General features: G+C 70.6%; 18 protein-coding genes, 1 tRNA gene and 1 pseudogene. 11 read left to right on the top strand and 9 right to left on the bottom strand.

The genetic code is table 11. The features are described 5' to 3' along the window. From ACQPWZ_RS17830 to ACQPWZ_RS17850, 5 genes are all read left to right on the top strand, one after another. On the top strand, positions 1 to 1,971 hold the full coding sequence (locus ACQPWZ_RS17830; protein ID WP_433571837.1) for a copper resistance protein CopC: 1,971 nt from the start codon (positions 1 to 3) through the stop codon (positions 1,969 to 1,971). 7 nt (positions 1,972 to 1,978) lie between these two features. Beyond that, complete coding sequence (gene efeB / locus ACQPWZ_RS17835; RefSeq protein WP_356704216.1) at positions 1,979 to 3,211, top strand: iron uptake transporter deferrochelatase/peroxidase subunit; 1,233 nt, start codon at positions 1,979 to 1,981, stop codon at positions 3,209 to 3,211. A gap of 27 nt (positions 3,212 to 3,238) precedes the next feature. Further along, positions 3,239 to 4,174 carry a prephenate dehydratase gene (gene pheA, locus ACQPWZ_RS17840; protein WP_340474075.1) on the top strand — a complete coding sequence of 312 codons (936 nt, stop codon included), beginning with the start codon at positions 3,239 to 3,241 and terminating at the stop codon, positions 4,172 to 4,174. 611 nt (positions 4,175 to 4,785) lie between these two features. After that, entirely contained in the window at positions 4,786 to 6,063 is a 1,278-nt protein-coding gene (serS, locus tag ACQPWZ_RS17845; RefSeq protein ID WP_433571838.1) for a serine--tRNA ligase, read from the top strand. Further along, positions 6,060 to 6,872, top strand: a complete 813-nt coding sequence (locus tag ACQPWZ_RS17850) for an HAD family hydrolase (protein WP_433571839.1) — start codon at positions 6,060 to 6,062, stop codon at positions 6,870 to 6,872. The genes serS and ACQPWZ_RS17850 overlap by 4 nt, the downstream gene beginning before the upstream one ends. 126 nt (positions 6,873 to 6,998) lie before the next feature. Here ACQPWZ_RS17850 and ACQPWZ_RS17855 read toward each other — a convergent pair. The 6 genes and pseudogenes from ACQPWZ_RS17855 to ACQPWZ_RS17880 all read right to left on the bottom strand — a co-directional run bounded on the left by ACQPWZ_RS17855 (position 6,999) and on the right by ACQPWZ_RS17880 (position 11,855). Continuing rightward, positions 6,999 to 7,085 (bottom strand) — tRNA-Ser (locus tag ACQPWZ_RS17855). 280 nt (positions 7,086 to 7,365) lie between these two features. Continuing rightward, a pseudogene (locus ACQPWZ_RS17860) lies at positions 7,366 to 8,055 on the bottom strand (hypothetical protein); the annotation flags it as partial. Positions 8,056 to 8,346: 291 nt separating this feature from the next. Beyond that, positions 8,347 to 9,066 carry an ABC transporter permease gene (locus ACQPWZ_RS17865; protein WP_340474079.1) on the bottom strand — a complete coding sequence of 240 codons (720 nt, stop codon included), beginning with the start codon at positions 9,064 to 9,066 and terminating at the stop codon, positions 8,347 to 8,349. A gap of 16 nt (positions 9,067 to 9,082) precedes the next feature. After that, a complete protein-coding gene (locus ACQPWZ_RS17870; RefSeq protein ID WP_383232411.1) occupies positions 9,083 to 9,994 on the bottom strand; it encodes an ABC transporter ATP-binding protein in 912 nt (303 codons plus the stop codon). Next, positions 9,991 to 10,893, bottom strand: a complete 903-nt coding sequence (locus ACQPWZ_RS17875; protein WP_340474081.1) for an ABC transporter permease — start codon at positions 10,891 to 10,893, stop codon at positions 9,991 to 9,993. The genes ACQPWZ_RS17870 and ACQPWZ_RS17875 overlap by 4 nt, the downstream gene beginning before the upstream one ends. Then, the gene (locus tag ACQPWZ_RS17880) at positions 10,890 to 11,855 is read right to left on the bottom strand and encodes an ABC transporter ATP-binding protein (RefSeq protein WP_340477915.1); all 966 of its coding nucleotides are present in this window, start codon (positions 11,853 to 11,855) and stop codon (positions 10,890 to 10,892) included. The genes ACQPWZ_RS17875 and ACQPWZ_RS17880 overlap by 4 nt, the downstream gene beginning before the upstream one ends. A gap of 245 nt (positions 11,856 to 12,100) precedes the next feature. Between ACQPWZ_RS17880 and ACQPWZ_RS17885 the strand changes: the two genes are divergently transcribed. The 5 genes from ACQPWZ_RS17885 to ACQPWZ_RS17905 all read left to right on the top strand — a co-directional run bounded on the left by ACQPWZ_RS17885 (position 12,101) and on the right by ACQPWZ_RS17905 (position 17,394). Further along, on the top strand, positions 12,101 to 12,943 hold the full coding sequence (locus tag ACQPWZ_RS17885) for a M24 family metallopeptidase (protein ID WP_433571840.1): 843 nt from the start codon (positions 12,101 to 12,103) through the stop codon (positions 12,941 to 12,943). Beyond that, the gene (locus ACQPWZ_RS17890) at positions 12,940 to 14,709 is read left to right on the top strand and encodes an SDR family oxidoreductase (protein WP_433571841.1); all 1,770 of its coding nucleotides are present in this window, start codon (positions 12,940 to 12,942) and stop codon (positions 14,707 to 14,709) included. The genes ACQPWZ_RS17885 and ACQPWZ_RS17890 overlap by 4 nt, the downstream gene beginning before the upstream one ends. Continuing rightward, positions 14,706 to 15,623, top strand: a complete 918-nt coding sequence (locus ACQPWZ_RS17895; protein WP_433571842.1) for a metal-dependent hydrolase — start codon at positions 14,706 to 14,708, stop codon at positions 15,621 to 15,623. The genes ACQPWZ_RS17890 and ACQPWZ_RS17895 overlap by 4 nt, the downstream gene beginning before the upstream one ends. 25 nt (positions 15,624 to 15,648) lie before the next feature. Next, positions 15,649 to 16,590 carry a MerR family transcriptional regulator gene (locus ACQPWZ_RS17900; RefSeq protein ID WP_433571843.1) on the top strand — a complete coding sequence of 314 codons (942 nt, stop codon included), beginning with the start codon at positions 15,649 to 15,651 and terminating at the stop codon, positions 16,588 to 16,590. A gap of 126 nt (positions 16,591 to 16,716) precedes the next feature. Beyond that, positions 16,717 to 17,394, top strand: a complete 678-nt coding sequence (locus ACQPWZ_RS17905) for an RNA 2'-phosphotransferase (RefSeq protein WP_433571844.1) — start codon at positions 16,717 to 16,719, stop codon at positions 17,392 to 17,394. A 104-nt stretch (positions 17,395 to 17,498) separates the two neighbouring features. Here the strand turns inward: ACQPWZ_RS17905 and ACQPWZ_RS17910 are convergent, their stop codons facing one another. Beyond that, positions 17,499 to 18,398, bottom strand: coding sequence for an LLM class flavin-dependent oxidoreductase (locus ACQPWZ_RS17910; RefSeq protein ID WP_433571845.1), 900 nt, complete (start codon positions 18,396 to 18,398; stop codon positions 17,499 to 17,501). A 213-nt stretch (positions 18,399 to 18,611) separates the two neighbouring features. On the opposite strand from ACQPWZ_RS17910, the gene ACQPWZ_RS17915 reads away from it, so the two are divergent. Continuing rightward, positions 18,612 to 19,475, top strand: coding sequence for a Cof-type HAD-IIB family hydrolase (locus tag ACQPWZ_RS17915; RefSeq protein ID WP_356704225.1), 864 nt, complete (start codon positions 18,612 to 18,614; stop codon positions 19,473 to 19,475). Positions 19,476 to 19,551: 76 nt separating this feature from the next. On the opposite strand, the gene ACQPWZ_RS17920 is transcribed toward ACQPWZ_RS17915, so the two are convergent. Continuing rightward, a complete protein-coding gene (locus tag ACQPWZ_RS17920; protein WP_433571846.1) occupies positions 19,552 to 20,745 on the bottom strand; it encodes a peptidoglycan DD-metalloendopeptidase family protein in 1,194 nt (397 codons plus the stop codon). Between the two features lie 195 nt (positions 20,746 to 20,940). Beyond that, positions 20,941 to 22,656, bottom strand: a complete 1,716-nt coding sequence (locus tag ACQPWZ_RS17925; protein WP_433571847.1) for a sensor histidine kinase — start codon at positions 22,654 to 22,656, stop codon at positions 20,941 to 20,943. Between the last annotated feature and the right edge of the window lie 10 nt (positions 22,657 to 22,666).

Raw genomic sequence — 22,666 nt, forward strand, 5'->3', positions numbered from 1 at the left:
ATGACAACCACCGCCCCGCGCCTCGGCCCATCCCCGGTCCGACTGCTGCTGGCCGCGACCGTGTTCCTGGGCACGCTCCTCGGAGCGCTGCTCACCGCGGCGAGCCCGGCCGCCGCCCATGCCGCTCTGACCGGGAGCAATCCGAAGGACGGGGCGGTGGTCGCGACCGCCCCCACGGAGGTGACGCTCACCTTCTCCGAGCAGATCGCGATGGGCAACGACTCGATCCGGGTCCTCGAACCGAGCGGAAAGCGCGCGGACAAGGCCAAGATCCGTGACATGTCCACCGGCGGCAAGGTCGGTTACGGCGTCGATCTGCTGCCGGGCCTGCCCGACGGCACCTACACCGTGGCCTGGCAGGCCGTCTCCGCCGACAGTCATCCCGTCTCCGGCGCCTTCACCTTCTCGATCGGGGCGCCCTCCGAGACCGAGGTCGCTCTCCCCGACGACGAAGCGGGCGGCGGCCTGGTCGGCCTGCTCTACGACATTGCGCGCTACGCCGCGTACGCGGGATTCGTCCTGCTGGCGGGCGGCGCCGCGTTCGTCCTGCTGTGCTGGCAGCGCGCCGCCTCCGTCCGCCCGGTCCAACGGCTCGTCGCGTACGGATGGGTGACGCTGACCGCGTCCACCCTCGCGATGCTGCTGCTGCGCACCCCGTACACAGGCTCCGGAAAGCTCGCCGACGCCTTCGACCTGAGCGGGCTGCGGGACGTCCTGGAGACCAAGACCGGGGCGGCGCTCGTCTCCCGGCTGCTGTTGCTCGGCGCGGCCGCCCTGTTCATCGCCGTGCTGTTCGGCGCGTACGCGAGGCGGGAGGACGCGACCGAGAAGAAGGATCTCACCTTCGGGCTGGCGATGGGCGGCACCGTCGTCGCGGCCGGTGTCGCGGCCACCTGGGCGCTGTCGGAGCACGCGTCGACCGGTATCCAGCCCACCGTCGCCATGCCGGTGGACGTCCTGCATCTGCTGGCCGTCGCCGGCTGGCTGGGCGGTCTCGCCACCTTGCTGACAGCGCTGTACCGGGCACCGTCCATCGAACCGTCGGCCGTGCACCGCTTCTCCCGCGTCGCCTTCATCTGCGTCGTGACGCTGACGGTGACCGGGCTGTACCAGTCCTGGCGGCAGGTCGGCTCGTGGTCGGCGCTGACCGGAACGTCGTACGGACAACTGCTGCTGGCCAAGGTGGCGCTGGTCGTCGTCATGGTCGGTGTCGCCTGGGTGTCGCGGCGCTGGACCGCACAGCTCGCCGAGGCGAAGCAGGCCGAGCAGACGGTGCTGACAGAAGAGCCGGAGACGGCCGAGGCGGCGGAGCCTGCTGCCGTGACCGTTCCCGACGACTCCGCCACGACCGCGGCCGGCTCGGGCGGACAGGGCGAAGGGGCGGATCCCGAACGGGCCGCTCAGCTCGCCCGCCAGCAGGCCGCCGTGGCCACAGCGGCCAAGAAGAAGGCCAGGGACGCGGATCCCGTACGGTCCGGGCTGCGCCGTTCCGTGCTGGCGGAGGCGGCCGTCGCCGTCGCCCTGCTCGCCGTGACCACCGTGCTGACGTCGACCGAACCGGGCCGTACGGAGGAGGAGGCGGCCAGGATCACCGGCAGCTCCGCCCAGGGTGCCGACGCACCGGCGCCCGGTCCCGCCGAGATCACCCTGCCCTTCGACACCGGCGGCCGGAACGGCAAGGGCACGGTCCGCCTCACGCTCGGTCCGGCGAGCCCGGGCGCCAACGAGATGCACCTCTGGCTCACCGACCCGGCCGGCAAGCCGATGGAGGTGCCCGAGGTGAAGGTGTCGTTCACGCTGGTCGCCAAGCAGATCGGCCCGCTGCCCATCCGGCCCGACCGGCTCCCTGCGGGACACTGGAGCGCGGCCGCGGTCCAGATCCCGATGCCCGGTGCATGGCAGGTCCAGGTGACCGTGCGGACCTCCGACATCGACCAGGCCACCATCGACAAGAACGTGAAGATCGGCTGATCCACCCGTGAGCGACAACAACTTCTCCAGGCGGCGGCTGCTGGGCAGCGTGGGTGCCGCCGGCGCCACCGGACTGGCGCTCGGCGCGGCGGGCGGTGTCGTCTCCGGCGCCACCGCGTCCGACGACACCCTGGCGGCGCTGACCGCGGTCGGCTCCACCGGCGTCCCCTTCCACGGCGAGCACCAGTCCGGCATCACCACCCCCCTCCAGGCACGCGGCCATCTGATCGCCTTCGATCTGGCACCGGGAGCGGGCCGGAGCGAGGCGGTCGCGCTGATGCGCCGCTGGTCGGCGCTTGCGGCCGAACTCATGGAGGGCCGCCCGGCGGCCGAGGGGGACACGGGGGTCGCCCTGGACGCGGGTCCCTCGTCGCTGACGCTGACATTCGGCTTCGGCCGCAGCTTCTTCGACCGGACGGGCCTGGTGGCACAGCGGCCGCCGGAGCTGGATCCGCTGCCGAACTTCTCCTCCGACCAGCTCGACGCCAGGCGTTCGAACGGCGATCTGTGGGTGCAGATCGGCGCCGACGACTCCCTGGTCGCCTTTCACGCACTGCGCGCGGTGCAGAAGGCGGCGGGTGCGGCGGCCCGGGTGCGCTGGCAGATGAACGGCTTCAACCGTTCGCCCGGTGCCACCGACAGGCCGATGACCGCCCGCAACCTGATGGGGCAGGTCGACGGGACCCGCAACCCCAAGCCGTCCGAACCCGACTTCGACCGCCGGATCTTCGTCCCCGCGAAGACCGCGCACCCGTGGATGACCGGCGGCTCGTACGCGGTCGTACGCCGGATCCGGATGCTGCTCGACGACTGGGAGCAGCTGACGCTGAAGAAGCAGGAGCAGGTCATCGGCCGGCGCAAGTCCGACGGCGCCCCCCTGACCGGCGGCTCCGAGACCACCGAGATCGCGCTGGACAAGACGGGCCCGGACGGCAGACTCGTCGTCCCCGACAACGCCCACGCCCGCATCGCCGCACCCGAGCAGAACAGCGGGGCGGCGATGCTGCGGCGCCCCTTCTCCTTCCACGACGGGATCGCCGCGGACGGAACGCCGGACGCGGGGCTGCTCTTCATCTGCTGGCAGGCCGATCCGCTGCGGGGCTTCGTGCCGGTGCAGCGCAAGCTGGACCGGGGAGACGCCCTGTCGCCGTTCGTCCGGCACGAGGCGAGCGGACTGTTCGCGGTGCCCGGAGGCCCCCGGGAGGGCGAGTACGTGGGGCAGCGGCTCCTGGAGTCGTGACTCGCGCGCGCCCATTAGGGTGACCGTATGTCAGCCACGCGCTACACCTATCTGGGTCCCGAGGGCACGTTCACCGAGGCTGCCCTCCGTACGCTCCCGGAAGCGGCCACCCGCGAGCTCGTTCCGATGGTGTCCGTGCCGGCGGCTCTGGACGCCGTACGCAACGGGGACGCCGCGGCGGCCCTCGTTCCGATCGAGAACTCCGTGGAGGGCGGTGTCACCGCCACCCTCGACGAGCTGGCGTCCGGCGAGCCGCTGATGATCTACCGCGAGGTGCTGCTGCCGATCGCCTTCGCGCTGCTGGTGCGGCCGGGCACCAAGCTGTCCGCGGTGAAGACGGTGACCGGGCACCCGGTCGCCCAGCCCCAGGTGCGCAACTGGCTGCGGACCCATCTGCCGGACGCCCTGTGGGAATCGGCGGCATCCAACGCGGACGGTGCGCGGCTGGTGCAGGAGGGCCGGTACGACGCGGCCTTCGCGGGGGAGTTCGCGGCGGCTACCTACGGGCTCGAGCCGCTGGTGACCGAGATCCACGACGCGGAAAACGCGGAGACCCGTTTCGTCCTGGTGGGCCGGCCCGCGAGGCCCGCGGCACCGACCGGCGCGGACAAGACCTCGGTCGTCATCTGGCTGGGCGACGACCACCCCGGTGCCCTGCTCGAACTGCTGCAGGAATTCGCCGTGCGCGGGGTCAACCTGATGCTCATCCAGTCACGGCCGACGGGCGCGGGCATCGGGAACTACTGCTTCGCCGTGGACGCCGAGGGCCATATCTCCGACCGCCGGGTGGGCGAGGCGCTGATGGGCCTCAAGCGGATCTGCCCGAAGGTGCGCTTCCTCGGTTCGTATCCCCGTGCGGGTGTCGCACCACAGGACGTACGGGCGCTGCGGCGGGGCACCTCGGACGAGGAATTCACGTCCGCCTCGGACTGGCTGGCGCGCTGCCAGGACGGCCGGGCCTGACACGAAACCGCTCTGCCCCAGCGGCGCGGCCTGACCGGAAACTGTCCTACCTGCTGACTTTTCGTTGTCCACAGAAGTTATCCACAGGCTCGGGTCTCGACCTGGGGACAAGTCGACAACACCATCCGACATGGTCGACAAATCGGCCCAGTCACCCCACTTCCATCCACAGGGCAGCAGGTCGCCCATGTCATCTGCTCGTCACCTCCCTTTCATTGATCAACTCTTTGGAGCGAGCAATTCCCACCCGAATGAGTGTGTGGGGTGGGTTTGAGAGGGGAATCCCTCGGCTCGTACGAAGCCCCAGGAATGATCACTTCCACCATCCACAGTTCTCCCACACAGCCTGTGGATAACTTTCTGAAGCACCGCACCCCTGTGGACAACAGCAGGTCAAGTTCCGCACCCCGCAAGGGAACTGGGTCAATTCGACTCTTCACCGAATGCCCCGTTTCGGCGAATAGCGGCTTGTCCATTGACGATTGACCCCGGCATGGACGGTGGACCCGGCGATTTACCCGGCAGCTTTCCCAATTCCGGCAATACGGACAAAGTGACACGCGCGGTATATCGATGGCGTTGCGGTGAGTGGGCACCGGTAGCCTGGTGGGGTGATTGACCTTCGCCTGCTCCGTGAGGACCCCGACCGTGTTCGCGCCTCCCAGCGCGCCCGTGGAGAGGACGTCGCCGCCGTCGACGCCCTGCTCTCCGCCGACGAGCGACGCAGGTCCTCCGGCGTCCGCTTCGACGAGCTGCGCTCCGAGCAGAAGGCGCTCGGCAAGCTGATCCCGAAGGCTTCTCCCGAGGAGCGCGCCGAGCTGCTCCAGCGGGCCGAGCAGCTGAAGACCGAGGTCAAGGCGGCGGATGCCGCGCAGGACGACGCCGACGAGGAGACCAAGCGACTCCTGCTCCAGCTCGGGAATCTCGTCCACCCGGACGTCCCGGTCGGCGGCGAGGAGGACTTCGTCGTCCTGGAGACGCACGGCACCATCCGCGACTTCGCCGCCGAGGGCTTCGAGCCCAAGGACCACCTGGAGCTCGGCGAGGCGTTGGGCGCCATCGACGTCGAGCGCGGCGCCAAGGTCTCGGGTTCGCGCTTCTACTACCTGACCGGGATCGGCGCGCTGCTGGAGCTCGCCCTGGTCAACGCGGCGATCGCGCAGGCGGGCGAGGCCGGCTTCGTGCCGATGCTGACCCCTGCGCTGGTCCGCCCGCGCGCCATGGAGGGCACCGGCTTCCTCGGCCAGGCCGCGGAGAACGTGTACCACCTGGACAAGGACGACCTGTACCTGGTCGGCACCTCCGAGGTACCCCTCGCGGCGTACCACATGGACGAGATCATCGAGGCCGACAAGCTGCCGCTGCGGTACGCGGGCTTCTCGCCGTGCTTCCGCCGTGAGGCCGGGACGTACGGCAAGGACACCCGCGGCATCTTCCGGGTGCACCAGTTCGACAAGGTCGAGATGTTCTCCTACGTCGCTCCCGAGGACGCGGAGGCAGAACACCAGCGTCTCCTGGACTGGGAGAAGCAGTGGCTGACCGGTCTGGAGCTGCCGTTCCAGGTCATCGACGTCGCCACCGGCGATCTCGGCGCCTCGGCCTCACGCAAGTTCGACTGCGAGGCGTGGATCCCGACCCAGGGCAAGTACCGCGAGCTGACGTCCGCGTCGAACTGCGACGGCTTCCAGGCCCGCCGTCTGTCGGTCCGCATGCGGGACGGCAAGAAGGTGCAGCCGCTGGCGACGCTGAACGGCACGCTGTGCGCCGTGCCGCGCACCATCGTGGCGATCCTGGAGAACCACCAGCTCGCCGACGGTTCGGTGCGCGTACCGCCGGTGCTGCGCCCCTACCTCGGCGGCCGGGAGATTCTGGAGCCGATCACCAAGTGAGCTCGGCCCCGCCGCTCCCGTACCGGCTGATCGCAACCGACCTCGACGGCACGCTTCTGCGCGAGGACGACACCGTCTCGCAGCGCACCCGCGACGCGCTCGCCGCGGCCACCGCGGCGGGTGCCGCGCACATCGTCGTCACCGGACGCGCCGTGCCCTGGACCCGGCACATCCTGGACGACCTCGGTTACGAAGGCCTCGCGGTCTGCGGCCAGGGCGCGCAGGTCTACCACGCCGGTGAGCACCGGCTGCTGACCTCCGTGACGCTCGACCGGCAACTGGCGGGGCTGGCTCTCGCCAAGCTGGAGGCCGAGGTCGGCCCGCTGGCCCTGGCCGCGAGCCGTGACGGTCTCGACGGCGAGGTGCTGGTCGGCCCCGGCTACCGCGTCCAGGAAGGCCCGCTGCCCGTGCTGGCCTACGAGGACCCGGCCGAGCTGTGGTCCGCCCCGTTGAACAAGGTCTACATCCAGCACCCCGGACTCGACGACGACGCCCTGACCAAGGTGGCCAGGGCGACGGTCGGCGGTCTGGTGGACGTAGTGATGGCGGGCCAAGGCGTGGTCGAACTGCTGCCGCTGGGGCTGAGCAAGGCGACGGGTCTGTCGCTGGCCGCCCGCCGGCTGGGACTGAAGGCGGCGGACACGATCGCCTTCGGCGACATGCCGAACGACATCCCGATGTTCGCGTGGGCCGCGCACGGGGTGGCGATGGCGAACGCGCACGAAGAACTGAAGTCGGTGGCGGACGAGGTCACCTCGTCGAACGACGCCGACGGCATCTCCGTGGTCCTGGAGCGCTGGCTCGGCTGACGCGTCCGGTCGGTGCGGGGCGTACGGCGTAGATACCGAGGTCCGCGTCGGCGGGTGTGCGGCGTACAGCTTTCGGTGAAGGCGCCGGGTCGCCTGCGGCAAGGTGCCGGGTCGGCCTGCGTACGGCGGAGGATGCGCGGATCGAACGCGCGCGGGGCTCGCGCCCCGACGACGGCTTAGCAAGCCGCTGCCTTACCACTCGGCCAATCCTCCGGGAGGGGGCGGCCCGCGCGGATGCGCGCTCGAAGCGGCCGCCCCCGGACAGCTGCTCGCGGGCGGCCTGCGGAGTCTCGGTGGCTACTCCACTGCCTGCCCGGCGCTGCCCTGACGGGAGCTCGACGGACTCGTACTCTCGGTCATCGTCGCGCTCCTCTCCCGGTAGGTGGCACCGATCGCACTGGTGTGCCCCGGCCCGACCACTGTGCCGGGCCGGGGCGGTCCCGCGCCACCGAATTACCGGTGGCGCGGGCGGTACGTCCCCGCGGTTGGGTCGGCGGCGCCTGCGGCGGCGCAGACCCCTCAACTGACGGGCGAAGTCGTCCATCCTGGCGTCCATGCGCAGCATGTCGTCGGACAGTTCGCACAGTCGGTTGCTCATCGCCCCGACCACCCGGTTGGTGGCGTCCAGCCGCTGGTCCAGGGAGTCGAGCCGCTGCGACATCCGGTTGAGCACCGGGCCGAGTTCGCACAGCGCCGTGCCGACGCCGGCGAGGCACTGCTCGACCGCGGTGACGCGCCGGTCGAGCGAGGCGTGGGCCTCTCGCCAGCCCTCCTCGGCGTCGAGGAGGTAAGTGCGGACGCGTCGGGCGATGTCACTGTCGCGAAGGAGCATCGCGATGTTGAGTACCGTGCGGCGGGTGAAGAGGGTGAGGCTGGAACGGCGCTGTGGATAACTTCCCGGATCGGCAGCCGATGAGAGGGACAACTTGTCCCTCTGATATTCGCCCAGGTCAGAGCCGCGAAGGATCCGCATCCCGTTCTCCGTGAGCTCCTCTCGATGCCTCTGGGTCAACTTCTTGATGACCTCTGTGGATACTTCGAAGTACCGCGCAACTCCCTCTGTGGATACGTGCACGTTGTCAGGGAGCAGAGCGAGCGCCTTGACCTTGTCGAGTGCCTCGACACACCCCTGGACGCTGTCACGCATCGCGCGTGATTCGAGCAGGGCACCTTCTGGTGGCATGAGCATGCCTTCTGTTCGGGGAACTGGCAGTGGACGGCCCTCTCCCCGGGCACAGGGGTGGAGGTCGGCTCACGGTGCAACTCACTCAATGACCGTTCCGGGCGCGATCCCTGCCCTCACGGCTATCCCCGACTTCACGAACTCTCGACGCCACTCACTCCAGTTGCCTCCACGCACCGAGGACAACGAGCCGATAAACGTACCGTTACGCGAAATGCGTCGGCCCCCGCCTGTCCTGGCGGGGGCCGACGCACAGAGCGATGTCTCCGGGGTGTCCGGGTTCGCTGTCCCTCACTCCTCGCCGGCGAGCTTCAGCACCCGCAGCTTCTGGCCCGCGTACCACGTGGCCGCGACCGTGACACCGGCGAGCAGCACCGCTGCCAGCGGCAGCCCGACGTCCGAGCCGATCAGGCCCTCGCCGGCGATCTTCTCGGCGAGCGCGAGCGCCCACTGCTGGACGCTCAGGGTGCGGGCGCCGGGCACCAGGCTGCCGAACAGCGTCTCCCAGACCAGTGCATAGACGAGGCCGATGACGACCGCGTGCCGGCTGACCGTGCCCAGCAGCAGGAACAGCGCACTGTAGGCGATCGAGGCGACGAGTGCCGCCACGGTGTAGGCGATCGCGACCTGCTGGCCGTTGCCGTTGAGGATGAACCCCGCGATGAGGGTGGGGATGGCCGAGAAGGCCATCGTCACGGCGATCGCCACGATCAGCTTGGTGAAGATGATCGTCGGCCGCTTCACCGGCTTGGCCAGCAGATAGACGATCGAGCCGTCGTCGATCTCGGGACCGATCGCACCCGTGCCCGCGATGACACCGATCAGCGGCACCATCGTGGCGATGGCGAAGCCGCCGAGGACGTCGGCGGCGACCTGGTCGTCGACGCCGTTGAAGCTCCGTACCGCCACCGCGATGACGAGCAGCAGGGCGGGCAGGACGAACAGGATGGCTGCCCGGCGCCTGCCGAGCACGGCCCGATAGGTGAGCCGGGCGACTGTGGGGTTGTACATGACGTCACAGCTCCTTTCAGGCCGCTACGAGGTAGGAGAAGACCGATTCGAGGGACTCGTCCGAGGGCGAGACCGTGAGGAGCCGGATGGAGTGCTCGCGGGCGACCCGCGGCAGCAGCTCGGTGAACCTGCCGAAGTCGACGGCCTGGATGCGCAGCGCGCCCTCGGCGATGTCGACCTCGATGCCGGCCGTCGACGGGTCGGCGATCAGGGCCGCGGCCAGCGCCCGGTCGTCGCTGGACCGCACGAGATAGCGGTGCGGCCGGTCCGTCATCAGCCTGCGGATCTTACGGAAGTCACCGGATGCGGCATGGCGTCCGGCGACGATCACCTCGATGTGGGAGGCGAGTTGCTCGACCTCCTCCAGGATGTGCGAGGAGAACAGCACGGTGCGCCCCACGGCGCCCATGCGCCGCAGCAGATCCATCAGCTGCATGCGCTGGCGCGGGTCCATGCCGTTGAAGGGTTCGTCGAGCAGCAGCACCGACGGGTCGTGGACCAGCGCGGACGCCATCTTCACGCGCTGCCGCATGCCCTTGCTGTACGTCGAGATCTTGCGGTCCTGCGCGTACTCCATCTCGACCGTCGCGAGCGCCTTCTGGGCCTCCTTGGCGCCCAGACCGTGCAACTCGGCGTTGGCGACGACGAATTCGCGGCCAGTGAGGAAGTCGTACATCGCTTCCCGCTCCGGTACGACGCCGATCTGGCGGTAGACGGACTCGTTGCGCCAGATGGCATGGCCGTCGAGCGTGACGCTTCCCGTGGAGGGGGCGAGGAAACCGCCCATCATGTTGATGAGGGTGGACTTTCCGGCGCCGTTCGGGCCGAGCAGACCGGTGACGCCGGGGCCGACGGTCATGGTCACGTCGTTGACGGCCACGACATTGCCGAACCACCGCGAGGTGTGCTCGATGTTGAGAGTGGTCACAGCCCGACCTTTCGGTAGCGGCGCATCAGGACGGCGTACGAGCCGGCGACGAGCGCGAGGACGACCAGCAGATAGACCACGCCCGCACCGGCGCCCGGTCCCGCTTCGCCCGGGAAGGCGGAGGTGGCTCCGAGGAAGGCGGTCTGCACGCCGTCGATGAGGGTGACCGGCGAGAAGAGGCCGAGCCACTTGATCGCCCCGGCCGAGCCGGTCTCCCAGGCGATGGCCTGGACGGTGGAGACAGCACCGTAGGTGATCGTGAACGTCGCGATGACGGCGGCGACGCCGAAGCCGCGGCGCGGTGTGAGCGCGGCCATCACCAGGCCCAGTCCGCCGAAGAGCACCGAGAGGAGCGCCACCGAGACCATGCCCTGTGCGAAGCCCTTCGTCTGGTCCATGAAGTCCATCTTGGCCAGCAGCGAGCCGACGTAGAGGATCACCAGCGGCGCCGCGGTGAGGACGAAGAGCGCGGACGCCATCGCCCCGTACTTCGCGAGGACGTAGTCGATCCGCTCGATCGGGCGCGAGAAGTACAGCGGCACCGTCTTGAAGCGCAGGTCGCGGGAGACGGACTGCGGTGCCTGCGCGGCCAGATAGAGCCCGATGACCGCCTGGGTGACGATCGCGTAGCGCGTGTAGTCGAGGGGGAGGTCGTTCATCTTGGTGGTGACGGCGACCGCCACGATGATCGCGGCGGGCAGGCACATCACCGCGAAGAGGATCATCGGCAGCACCTTGGACTTCGCCGAACGGCCGAGGCCGTAGGCGCCGCGCAGCGACTGCGAGTAGAGCGAACGGCGTGCGTAGGCACGGCCGAGGCGCTGGCCCTCGTAGTTCCGGTAGCCGATGTTGTGGATACGGGTGGTCTCGGGGACCGTTCCGGACAGCTCCGTGCTCATCGGGCCTGCACCTCCATCGCCTGTGCCGCTGCCTCCGGGCGGAAGACCTCCGCGATGTGGTGGCGTCGCTGTTCCATCCGTACGAGGCCGAGGCCGAGGCCCGCGACGGTGTCGCGCACGACGTCGTACGTCTCTTCGCCCGTGGCCTCGATCAGCAGGATGTGGCCGGCTCCCGGCAGACCCTCCTCCACGCCCGCGTGGAGCGTGATCCCGGCGGCCGCCAGTGCCTCACGAAGCGTCGCGGTCCCGTCGGGGTGCTTGTCCGTGTCGGTGACCTCGACCGCGAGGGTCGTGGTCGTCTGGGTGAAGTCGCTGGTGGAGCTGGACCGCAGGAGTGAGCCGCCGTCGATGACGACGACATGGTCACAGGTGCGCTCGAGTTCACCGAGGAGGTGCGAGGTGACCAGGACCGAGATCCCGAAGTCGGTGTAGACGCGCCGGATGAGGCCGAGCATCTCGTCGCGGCCCACCGGGTCGAGGCCGTTGGTCGGCTCGTCCAGGAGGACCAGCTTGGGGTCGTGGACCAGGGCCTGCGCGAGTTTCACCCGCTGTTTCATGCCGGTCGAGTAGCCGCCGATGGGGCGGTACCGCTCCTCGTAGAGGCCGACATGCCGCAGGGTGTCCGCGGTGCGCTCGCGGGCGGCCGTCGCCGGCAGCCCGGACATGCGCGCCATGTGGACGACGAACTCGGTGGCCGAGACGTCGGGCGGCAGGCAGTCGTGCTCGGGCATGTAGCCCACCTGCTCACGGATGGCGCCGCCGCTGGTGGCGACGTCGAGGCCGAGCACGGCGGCCCGGCCTTCCGTGGCGGGGGACAGACCCAGCAGGATCTTGATCAACGTGGACTTGCCGGCTCCGTTGGCGCCCACCAGGCCGGTCACACCGGGTCCGATGTCCAAGGAGAGCCGGTCAAGAGCGGTCACCCGGGGGAACCGCTTGCTCAGGCTTTCGGTCGCGATCACAGTCACAGTTCGAAGGTAGTGGTGCACGACACATGGAGCGTCAACCCTGACGGTTGTATCCGTGTCCGACTCCAGAGGTACGGACCCGTAGGGGCATGCGACCAGAGTGCCCCCGTCGCCGTCAGGGACGCGGCGGCTTTTCCACAGGCTGCGGCACGGGTCTTGACGTAGCCGCCGGGCATTGTCACATTCATCAGTGTCAAGTTACGGGCACGTACTGCACCCGACACGGGACGGACAGTGGCATGACCTCAGCAGTGGCAGGCGAACTCACCGCGGAGCTGCGGGGGTTCAGAGACGTGCAGCGGCTCGCCTACGACTGCGCGGAGGCGGTGGCGGCGCAGCTCAAGCCGGGCGTGACCGAGCGCCGGGCCGCGCGCATGCAGCGCGAGTGGCTGCGGGAGCGCGGTGTACGGGACTGGTTCCATCTGCCGTTCGCCTGGTTCGGCGACCGCACGGCCTTCGTCGGCTTCCGGGTGCCCCTTCAGTTCTTCCCCACGAACCGCGTGCTCGAGGCGGGCATGCCCTTCATTCTCGACATGGCTCCGGTGCACAAGGGCTTCACCGCGGACGTCGGCTACTCGGGCTGCCTGGGCCCGAGCCCGCTGCACGACAAGCTGCTCGCCGATCTCCGGGCACACCGCGAGCTGATTCTGCGCGAGGTGCGGGAGAGGCGACCACTGCGCGAGATCTACGAGGACGTGGAGCGCCTCATGGTCCGCCAGGGGTACGCCAACCGGCACCGCGCGTATCCCTTCGGCGTGATCGCCCACAAGATCGACCGGGTGAAGGACCGGCGCTGGTCACCGAGCCTCTTCGGCTTCGGCACCCAGTCGCTGAAGGGGCTCGCGAGCGACGCGCTGCACGGTCATCGCGACGGCTGGTCACCGCTGTGGAGCCCGTACAAGTTCTCCGACCATCCGCCCCGGCCGGGGCTCTGGGCGGTCGAACCGCACCTCGGATTCCGGGGCACGGGCGCGAAGTTCGAGGAGATCCTGGTGGTCACCGACTCCAGGGACCCCGAGCAGAGCGCGTTCTGGCTGGACGACGATCTGCCGCATGTGCGGCGCTGGGCGGAGGACGCGTGAGTCTCGAAGGGGCGCGGGAGCGCTGGGTGCGTACGGGAGGAATCGAGCTGTGCGTCGCCGAACTGGGCGACACCGACCGGCCGACGGTCCTCCTCGTACACGGATACCCGGACAGCAAGGAAGTGTGGTCCGAGGTCGCCGGACGGCTGGCCGACCGCTTCCATGTGGTGCTGTACGACGTGCGGGGGCACGGTCGCTCGACCGCGCCCACCCCGCTGCGCGGCGGCTTCACGCTGGAGAAACTGACGGACGACTTCCTCGCCGTCGCAGACGCGGTGAGCCCCGGCCGGCCGGTGCATCTCGTCGGACACGACTGGGGCTCCGTGCAGGGCTGGGAGTTCGTCACACTGGAGCGCACGGAGGGGCGGATCGCCTCCTTCACCTCGATGTCCGGCCCGTCGCTGGACCACTTCGGACACTGGATCAAGAAGCGGATGAACCGGCCGACCCCCCGCAGGGTCGGACAGCTCCTCGGCCAGGGCGCCAAGTCCTGGTACGTGTACATGCTGCATACGCCGGTGCTCCCCGAGCTCGCCTGGCGCGGACCGCTCGGCAGGCAGTGGCCGAAGATCCTCCGGCGGATGGAGAAGCCGGCCGCCGGCGACTACCCGACACCCTCGCTCCCCCAGGACGCGGCCCACGGCGCCTGGCTGTACCGCGACAACGTCCGTGCCCGGCTGCGCCGCCCCCGTCCCGACGCCTACGCCCACGCGCCCGTTCAGCTCATCACGCCGACCGGAGACTTCTTCCTGTCGGAGCGGCTCTACGACGACCTGGGCACCTGGGCACCGCAGTTGACCCGCCGGACGCTGCCCGCCAGGCACTGGATCCCGCGCACCCGGCCCGATCAACTGGCCGCCTGGATCAGCGAATTCGTGACCCAGCACGAGGGCAGCCCGGCCGGCACGGCGGCGCCGGCGAGTGCGGCCCGGGGCGCCCACGCCGAGCGGTTCGGCGGACAGCTCGTCCTGGTGACAGGCGCGGCCAGCGGCATCGGACGGGCGACCGCCTTCGCGTTCGCCGAGGCCGGGGCCCGGGTCGTGGCCGTGGACCGGGACGCGGAGGGCGCGGCGAGGACCGCGGAGATGTCCCGGCTCATCGGGGCTCCCGAGGCCTGGGGCGAGGCGGTGGACGTCAGCGACGAGGAGGCGATGGAGAAGGTCGCCGACCGGGTCGCCACCGAGTACGGAGTGGTCGACGTCCTGGTCAACAACGCGGGGATCGGCCTGTCCGGCTCGTTCCTCCAGACCACGTCCGCGGACTGGAAGAAGGTCCTCGACGTCAATCTGTGGGGCGTCATCCACGGCTGCCGGCTCTTCGGCCGGCAGATGGCCGAGCGAGGACAGGGCGGCCACATCGTCAACACCGCGTCGGCCGCGGCCTATCAGCCCTCCAAGGCGCTGCCCGCGTACAGCACCTCCAAGGCGGCGGTGCTGATGCTCAGCGAATGCCTGCGGGCCGAGCTCGCGGGTCAGGGGATCGGGGTCTCGGCGATCTGTCCGGGCTTCGTCAACACCAACATCACCTCCACCGCGCGCTTCGCCGGCGTCGACGCGGCCGAGGAGCAGCGGCGCCAGAAGAAGACCGCCCGGCTCTACGGTCTGCGCAACTACCCGCCGGAGAAGGTCGCCGACGCCATCCTGCGCGCCGTCGTGCGGAACCAGGCGGTGGTGCCGGTCACGCCCGAGGCCCGCGGCCTTCGCTTCATGTCCCGTTTCACACCCAGGACGCTGCGCGCGATCGCCCGGCTGGAGCCGCCGCTGTGAGCACCGAGGAGCAGACCGGTCACTACTCCATCACCCCGCGGCGGGTCTCGTTCGACTGGGCCGGGACCCCGCTGCACTGGATACCGGACGAGCCCGTCGCGACCCATGTGATCAATGTGCTGCATCTGCTGCTGCCCGCCGGGGAGCGGTGGTTCGTCAAGGTCTTCAAGGAAGCCCTGCCGATGGTGTCGGACCCGGTGCTGCTGAAGGACGTCAAGGGCTTCATGGGGCAGGAGGCCACCCACAGCGTGCAGCACTCCCATGTGCTGGATCATCTGGCGGCCCAGCGGCTCGCCACCGAGGACTTCACCCGGCACGTCGACTTCCTCTTCGAGAAGCTCCTCGGCGAGACACCGCCGTTCAACGCACCGGTGCCGCCGAGGGAATGGCTGCGGTTCCGGCTCTCGATCATCGCGGCGATCGAGCAGTTCACCGCGGTGCTGGGCGACTGGGTGCTGCGCGCCGAAGGGCTCGACCGTGCGGGCGCCGACGAGTTCATGCTCGACCTGCTGCGCTGGCACGGCGCCGAGGAGGTCGAGCACCGGGCCGTGGCCTTCGACATGTACCAGCACTGCGGAGGCTCGAGGCTGCCGCGCTACGCACGCCGCATCGAAGGCATGGTGGTCACCACCCCGGTGCTGCTGTGGCTCTGGGCCTGGGGCACGGCGTATCTCATCCGGCACGACCCCGAACTGGCGGGCCGGCTGCGCTACTCCCTGCGCGAGCACAACCGCGCGGTCGCCAAGGGGCTGCTGCCCACCTGGCGCGAGCTGGGCGCCGCGATACCCCGCTACTTCCGGCGGTCGTACCATCCCTCGCAGGAAGGTTCGCTGCGCAGGGCCGTCGACTATCTCGCGACCTCGCCGGCGGCACGCGCCGCGGCGGGGGCGGTGGGCCGCGCCGCCCTGTCGTAGGCGGTCTGTCATCGAGGGAGCGGGCGTGTCCGAGCAGTCAGTCGCCGAGTACCGGATCGAGGATCTCGCGCACCGCAGCGGCGCCACCGTCCGTACGATCCGCGCCTACCAGGACCGCGGACTGCTGCCCAAGCCCGAACGGCGCGGCCGGTCCAATGTCTACGGCTCCGCCCATCTGGCGCGGCTGCGGCAGATCGCCGACCTGCTCGACCGGGGCTACACCCTGGCGTCGATCAAGGAGTTGCTGGAGGCCTGGGACGCGGGCCGGGGGCTCGGCGGAGTGCTCGGGCTGGTCGCCGAGGTGCAGGGCCCGTGGACGGACGAGGAGGCGGCCCGGATCACCCGGGACGAGCTGAACGCCAAGTTCGGGGGGCAGCCGGACGATGCCGCGGTCGCCGAGGCGGTGGAGCTCGGAGTGCTGGAGGCCGTGCCGGGGCGGGCCGACGAGTTCCTGGTCCCCAGTCCTCAGGAACTGGCCGTGGCAGCCGAGTTGCATGCGGCCGGTGTTCCGCTCCGGGCAATCTCCGGGCATCTGAGGGAACTTCGCGGCCAGGTGGAGCACATCGCCTCGCGTTTCCTGGAGTTCACCACCGAGCACGTCTTCGCCCGCTATCTCGGGCACCGGCCGCCGACCGACGCGGACGCGGCCGAAGCGGCGTCGCTGGTGCGACGTCTCCGTCCGCTCGCGCAGCAGACGGTGGATGCCGAACTGGCGCGGGCCATGCGCACGTTCGCCACGCAGCACCTGCAACTCCATCTGACGTCGGAGGGGCCCCTCCCGGTGGGGTCCGATGCGCGGTCCGTGGCCCTGCCGGCCGAGACGATCCAGGCCGTACAGGCTCTGGTTGGCGCGGAGAACGCGGCCGCGTTCATCACCGCGGCGACCGAACGAGAGCTTCAGGCAAGGACCTTGGACGCTCTGGCATCAAGGACAGGCGACACCGGGGGACTTGGCCAAAGCACCTAAAACGAACATGCGTTGTCCACAGAATCGTCAATTCCCCTGTGGATAACCGCAGTTGGCTGTGGATCAAACATTCGGAGCGATTTTTCTGGGTGGCGGCGAGGGTGATCGGCCGGGCACGCTGACCGCATGAACGAAAGACCCGACAAACGATCCGACGGACGATCCGACAAGCGGCTCTCCGGGCGCGGCCGGCCGGTCGCCGAGCCGGGGCCGTCCGGCGCCGAGCACGACTCCGAGCCCGACCGGGGCGGCGCCGAGCCCGACGAGCGGCGCACCGTGAAGGTGTCGAAGTACCTCTCGAAGCATCTGCGCCATCAACCGGAGCGGATCGGCATCACCCTCGACGAGAACGGCTGGGTGCCGGTGGACGAGCTGATGCGCGCCGCGGCCGCGCACCACTTCCCCTTCACCCGCGCCGAACTGGACCATGTCGTCGCCGTCAACGACAAACGGCGCTTCACCATCGACGGCGCACGCATCCGCGCCAACCAGGGCCACACGGTCGAGGTCGACCTGGATCTGCCCCGGGCCGAACCTCCCGCGTACCTCTACCACGGCACGGTCGCCGCGCATCTGGACGCGATCCGCGCCGAGGGCCTGCGTCCCATGCGCCGCCACCATGTGCACCTGTCGCCGGACCGCGAGACGGCGACGCGCGTCGGTGCGCGCCGCGGCCGCCCCGTCATCCTGTCCGTGGACTCCGGGGCGATGCACCGCGCGGGCCATGTCTTTCGCGTCAGCGCGAACGGCGTGTGGCTGGCCGAAGCCGTCCCGACCGAGTTCCTGCGGTTCCCCGGCGCGTAGGTGCTGCGGTTCCGCAGCGGATGGTTCCTGCGGTTTCCGCAGCGGATGGTTCCTGCGGTTTCCGCAGCGGGTGGTTCCTCGGCTTCCCGGGGCCCGTCCCAGTGTCAGCGCCGCAGCTGTGCGAGCCCCTCGGTCGCGATCTGCTCGAAGACCGCCTGGTCCGCGGCGAAGTCCGAGTCCGGGATCGGTGCGTGGATCGCGATCTCCGTGAACCCCAGCTCGAAGTGCCTGCCCGCGAAGTCCACGAAGGCGTCGAGCGAGGTCAGCGGCGTCCCGCGGTCCGGTGTGAAGCCGGTGAGCAGGATCTTGTCCAGGTCCGCCACGTCCCGGCCCGCGTCCGCGCACGCCTTGCCGAGCTTGTCGATCTGCCCGCGGATCGCCTCGCGGGACTGCGCCGGGGTGCCCGTCTCGAAGATCTTCGGGTCGCCCGTGGTCACCCACGCCTGGCCGTGCTGTGCCGCGAGCTTCAGCCCGCGCGGGCCGGTCGCCGCCACCGCGAACGGCAGCCGCGGCCGCTGCACGCAGCCCGGGATGTTGCGGGCCTCGACCGCCGAGTAGAAGGTCCCGTCGTAGGAGACGGAGTCCTCGGTCAACAACCGGTCCAGCAGCGGTACGAACTCGGCGAAGCGGTCGGCCCTCTCCCGCGGGGTCCAGGCCTCCTGCCCGAGCGCCGTCGCGTCGAAGCCCATGCCGCCCGCGCCGATACCGAGCGTGACCCGCCCGCCGGAGATGTCGTCGAGGGAGATCAGCTCCTTGGCGAGGGTCACGGGGTGCCGGAAGTTCGGCGAGGTGACCAGGGTGCCGAGGCGCAGCCGCTCGGTGGCGGCGGCAGCGGCGGTCAGCGTCGGGACCGCGCCGTACCAGGGGCCGTCGCGGAAGGTGCGCCACGACAGGTGGTCGTAGGTGTAGGCGGTGTGGAAGCCGAGCTGCTCGGCTCGCAGCCACTCGTCGCGGCCGCCGTCGTGCCAGGGACGGACAGGAAGGATCACGGTGCTCAAACGCATGCCTTCGAGCGTACGTGGCCCCGAGGACTCCTCCGCCCGGACCCGGGAACTGTTCCGCCCCGCCCCGCGGCAGTCCTCCGCCCGCCCGGAATCACCTCGCCCCGCCTGCGGAATCCCGCGCCTCCTCCCGGAGAATCCCCCGGTCACGCCCGGACGTACTCAGATGTGCGCCCTGTCGCACGCCCGTGCGCGGGCGTACGGGAGAATGGATCGGTGACCTCAGCTACCGATTCCTTCCCGCCGTCCGTCGTCCCCCGGCTGATCGCCACCGACCTGGACGGCACGCTGCTGCGCGACGACAAGTCCGTCTCGGAACGCACCATCGCCGCCCTCGCGGCCGCCGAGGAGGCCGGGGTAGAGGTCTTCTTCGTCACCGGCCGCCCGGCCCGCTGGATGGACGTGGTCAGTGAGCACGTTCACGGTCATGGCCTGGCCATATGCGCCAACGGCGCTGCCGTCGTCGATCTGCACGCGGGCGGGAAGGTGCTGGAGGTCCGGCCCCTGGAGCGGAACATCGCCCTCGACGTCGTACGCACCCTGCGGGACGCCGCCCCCGGGACCTCCTTCGCGGTCGAGACGACCGTCGGCATCCACTACGAGCCGGAGTACCCGCCGTTCTTCCTCGACCCCGGCGCGACCGTCGCGCCCGCCGAGAAGCTGCTCCACGAGGAGGAGCCCGGCTCCGCCGCCCCGGTGATCAAGCTGCTCGCGCACCATCCCGATCTGACGCCCGACGGGTTTCTCACCCTGGCGCGTACGGCCGCGGGCGATCGTGCGTCCTTCACCCGTTCCAGCCAGTCCGCGCTCCTGGAGATCAGCGGCCTCGGCGTGAGCAAGGCCAGCACCCTGGCGCTCTGCTGCGCCAAGCGCGGGATCTCCTCCGACCAGGTCGTGGCCTTCGGGGACATGCCGAACGACGTGGAGATGCTCAGCTGGGCGGGGACCTCGTACGCGATGGGCAACGCCCATCCGGACGTGATCGCCGCGGCTTCGGGACGGACCGTCGCCAACAACGAGGACGGCGTGGCGGTCGTCATCGAGCGCATCCTGCAGAACCTCCCGCCCGAGGGTGTCTGAACTCGTTCCCGGCGAAGGCATCCAGGGGTGTCGAATCCCGTGTCGCATCCCTTCCGCGTGAGGCGGCGGAGGGGCGTCACAGCCCGACGCCCCGCTCCGCCAGCCACGGCACGGGATCGACCCCCGACCCCAGATAAGGCGTGAGCCGCACCTCGAAGTGCAGGTGCGGCCCCGTCGAATTGCCCGTGGTGCCCGCCTGACCGATCCACTGCCCGGTGCCCACCTGCTGTCCCTGGTCGACGGCCAGGGACGCCAGGTGGGCGTACTGCGTGTAGTAGCCGCCCGGGTGCTGGACGATGATCTCGATGCCGAAGGCGCCTCCGCAGGAGACGGACAGCACCCGGCCCGCCCCCACCGCGCGCACCGGCGCCCCGATGCCCACCGCGAAGTCCTGACCCGTGTGCCCGCTCACCCAGTGCGACCCTCCGCTCCCGAAACCGGCGGACAGCGCGTAATCCTCCACCGGCGGGACCCACGCCGTCGCCGGTGGCGTGTCCTCGTCGACGGGTACGGCGCCCGCGCAGGTGCCGGCGGCCACGCTCCGGTCCGCCTCGCCCTGAAGCTGCCACTGCGCGCTCTCCAGCTTGGCCGTGATGCCCTGCTTGACCACGGCCAGCCGGGCCCTGCGGACGTCGAGGTCGTGCCAGGCGGCCCGGGCCCGCCTTTCGGCCGCACTCAGCCGCCGCTCGGCGAGGCGGGCACGGTCGAGCAGCCGGCCCACGGCCTCCTCCGCCTGGCGTGCGATACGCCGTCCACGCAGCAGTTCGTCGGGGGTCTTCGACAGAAGCAGCCGGGCGGTGAACGTGAGCGATCCGCCGCTCCGGTACTGCGCGCGGGCGACCACACCCAAGTCGTCGCGCAGAAGGCTCATCTCGCCCCGCTGCAGATCGAGCTGGTCCTGAAGCCTGCCGGCCGCGAGGCGCTGCGCCTCGGCGGCGCGTCTGCCCTTCTCGTACCCCGCGGTGGCACGCGCCGTCTCCGCGTACAGCCGGGCCACTTCCGCGCTGATGCTGATGTCCGGGCCGTCCACGGGTGGCGCGGCCGGTTCCGGCGCGGCGGCGGGCGGGGCCACCGGCTCCGGGGCGGCGGGCGCCACGAGGGCCGGGCCCGGAGGGCCCGGCACCAGGGGAGCCGGGAGCACGGGAACCGGGACGGTGGGCAGCGGCATCGGATCCACCGGTGCGCCCGCGGCGGGGGACGGGGTCGTCGCGAGAAGGGCACACAGCACCACCGGGACGAGCAGCAGCCGGTCACGGGGTCTCAGGCACATGTCCGGATCGTCACCCGGCGCGCGTGCGATTTCCGGTACCGCCGAGGTGTCGTACGGCCACCTGGCCCAGGATCCGGCCCGCTGGGCGGGACGCGCGCGGACAGGCGGTCAAGCACGCCGACAGGAGCACGGCGCCACCGGCCACGAGAAGGCCGGTGGCCTTCGGCCGCCGTGGCAACCGGACTGGACCCCGGACTACAGCGGCGCCTCCCAGAACACCGTCGTCCCGCGGCCGTCCTCACCGATCCCCGGGCCGCTGTAGCTCGATCCGCCGAGCGCCTCGGCACGGCGGGCAAGATTGCGCAGCCCGCTGCGCCGCCCACCCACCGACATGCCCACCCCGTCGTCGGCGACGGTCAGCCGAACGCCGTCGGAGCCGTCGTCGAGTGCCACGGTCGCGTCGACGACGACATCGATACGGGTCGCCTCCGCGTGCCGGAACGCGTTCGACAGCGCCTCGCGCAGCGCCGCGATCAGGTTCTTGGCGGTGAACTCGCCGACAACCGAGTCCACCGGGCCGCGGAAGCGGTGGCCCGGGCTGAAGCCGAGAGGGACGGCCGCCATGTTGATCTCCCGCAGTACCCGGGTGCGCAGCCCGGACGGCACCTCGGCGGGGCCCTGCTGCAACGCGAAGATGGCGGTGCGGATCTCCTGGATGGTCACGTCCAGTTCGTCGACCGCCTTGCCCACGCCCTCCTGCACCGCGGGCACGACCGACCGGCGCTGGGCGCTCTCCAGCATCATCCCGGTGGCGAACAGCCGCTGGATCACCAGATCGTGCAGGTCGCGGGCGATCCGGTCGCGGTCCTCGTACACCGCGAGCCGCTCCCGGTCCCGCTGGGCCTCCGCCATCATCAGCGCCAGCGCGGCCTGGGAGGCGAACTGTGCGGCGAGCGTCCGCTCCGCCTCGCTGAACGGCCGGGCCCCGCGCGCCCGGGGGGTGGCGAGCGCCCCGAGCACCCGTCCCCCGCTGCGCAGCGGCAGCAGCATGCTGGGGCCGAAGCGCCCTGTCATCCGCGTGAGCAGGCGCGGATCGGTGGCCGCGTCCGTGACGAAGACCGCCTCGCCGGCCAGCAGTCGGGCCACGACCGGGCTCTCCGGCGGTAGGACGATGCCGAGGGAAGTCGCGGGGCGGTCGGAGGCCACGGCGACGATCTCGAGTCCGCCTTCGTCGGCCGGCAGCAGCACGATCCCGGCCGCCGCCTCGGCGAGCTTGCGGGCCTGCTCGGCAACGACGGCCAGCGCGTCGTCGGCGTCACCGCCGGAGAGCAGGGCGGTGGTCACGGCGACCGAACCGTCGATCCAGCGCTCCCGCTGGCGTGCCGCTTCGTAGAGGCGGGCGTTCCCGATGGCGATTCCGGCCTCGGTGGCGAGCACGCGCACCATGTGGAGGTCCTCGTCGTTGAAGTCGGCTCCGTTCCTCTTCTCCGTCAGATAGAGGTTGCCGAAGATCTCGCCCTGGACGCGGATGGGAACGCCGAGGAAGGAACGCATGGGCGGATGTCCGGGCGGCAGCCCGGTGAAGCGCGGATCGGACGTGAGATCGGTGAGCCGCAGTGGAGCGGGCCCGTGGATCAGTGCACCGAGGAGCCCGTGCCGGCCGCCCGGCGGATGCCCGATCCGCTGGGCCGCCCCCTCGTCGGCGCCGTAGGTCACGAAGTCGGAGAGGCCCTCGCCCTCCTCGTCGACGACGCCGATGGCGGCGTAGCGGGCGTCGGCGAGTTCGGCGGCGGTCTTGCAGATCCGGTCGAGCGTGGAGTGCAGTTCGAGTCCGGTGCCGACGGACCGCATGGCCTCCAGCAGCTGCGGGACCCGGGCCGTGAGCTCGGTGGACAGACCTTGGAGGCTGCGGGTCGCCTGTGTCGCGGCTTCGGCGGGGTCCCTCGACTCCTGCGGCTCGGGCTCGGTCATGACCTTGAGC

The sequence above is a fragment of the Streptomyces sp. CA-251247 genome, from assembly GCF_050952975.1.
Classification (GTDB): Bacteria; Actinomycetota; Actinomycetes; order Streptomycetales; family Streptomycetaceae; genus Streptomyces; species Streptomyces achmelvichensis.

Bases quoted from the DNA above. Each gene is read 5' to 3' on its own strand.
- ACQPWZ_RS17830 (WP_433571837.1), top strand. From the start codon at position 1: ATGACAACCACCGCCCCGCGCCTCGGCCCATCCCCGGTCCGACTGCTG.
- pheA (WP_340474075.1), top strand. From the start codon at position 3,239: ATGTCAGCCACGCGCTACACCTATCTGGGTCCCGAGGGCACGTTCACC.
- ACQPWZ_RS17865 (WP_340474079.1), bottom strand. From the start codon at position 9,066: ATGTACAACCCCACAGTCGCCCGGCTCACCTATCGGGCCGTGCTCGGC.
- ACQPWZ_RS17875 (WP_340474081.1), bottom strand. From the start codon at position 10,893: ATGAGCACGGAGCTGTCCGGAACGGTCCCCGAGACCACCCGTATCCAC.
- ACQPWZ_RS17885 (WP_433571840.1), top strand. From the start codon at position 12,101: ATGACCTCAGCAGTGGCAGGCGAACTCACCGCGGAGCTGCGGGGGTTC.
- ACQPWZ_RS17905 (WP_433571844.1), top strand. From the start codon at position 16,717: ATGAACGAAAGACCCGACAAACGATCCGACGGACGATCCGACAAGCGG.
- ACQPWZ_RS17910 (WP_433571845.1), bottom strand. From the start codon at position 18,398: ATGCGTTTGAGCACCGTGATCCTTCCTGTCCGTCCCTGGCACGACGGC.
- ACQPWZ_RS17920 (WP_433571846.1), bottom strand. From the start codon at position 20,745: ATGTGCCTGAGACCCCGTGACCGGCTGCTGCTCGTCCCGGTGGTGCTG.
- ACQPWZ_RS17925 (WP_433571847.1), bottom strand. From the start codon at position 22,656: ATGACCGAGCCCGAGCCGCAGGAGTCGAGGGACCCCGCCGAAGCCGCG.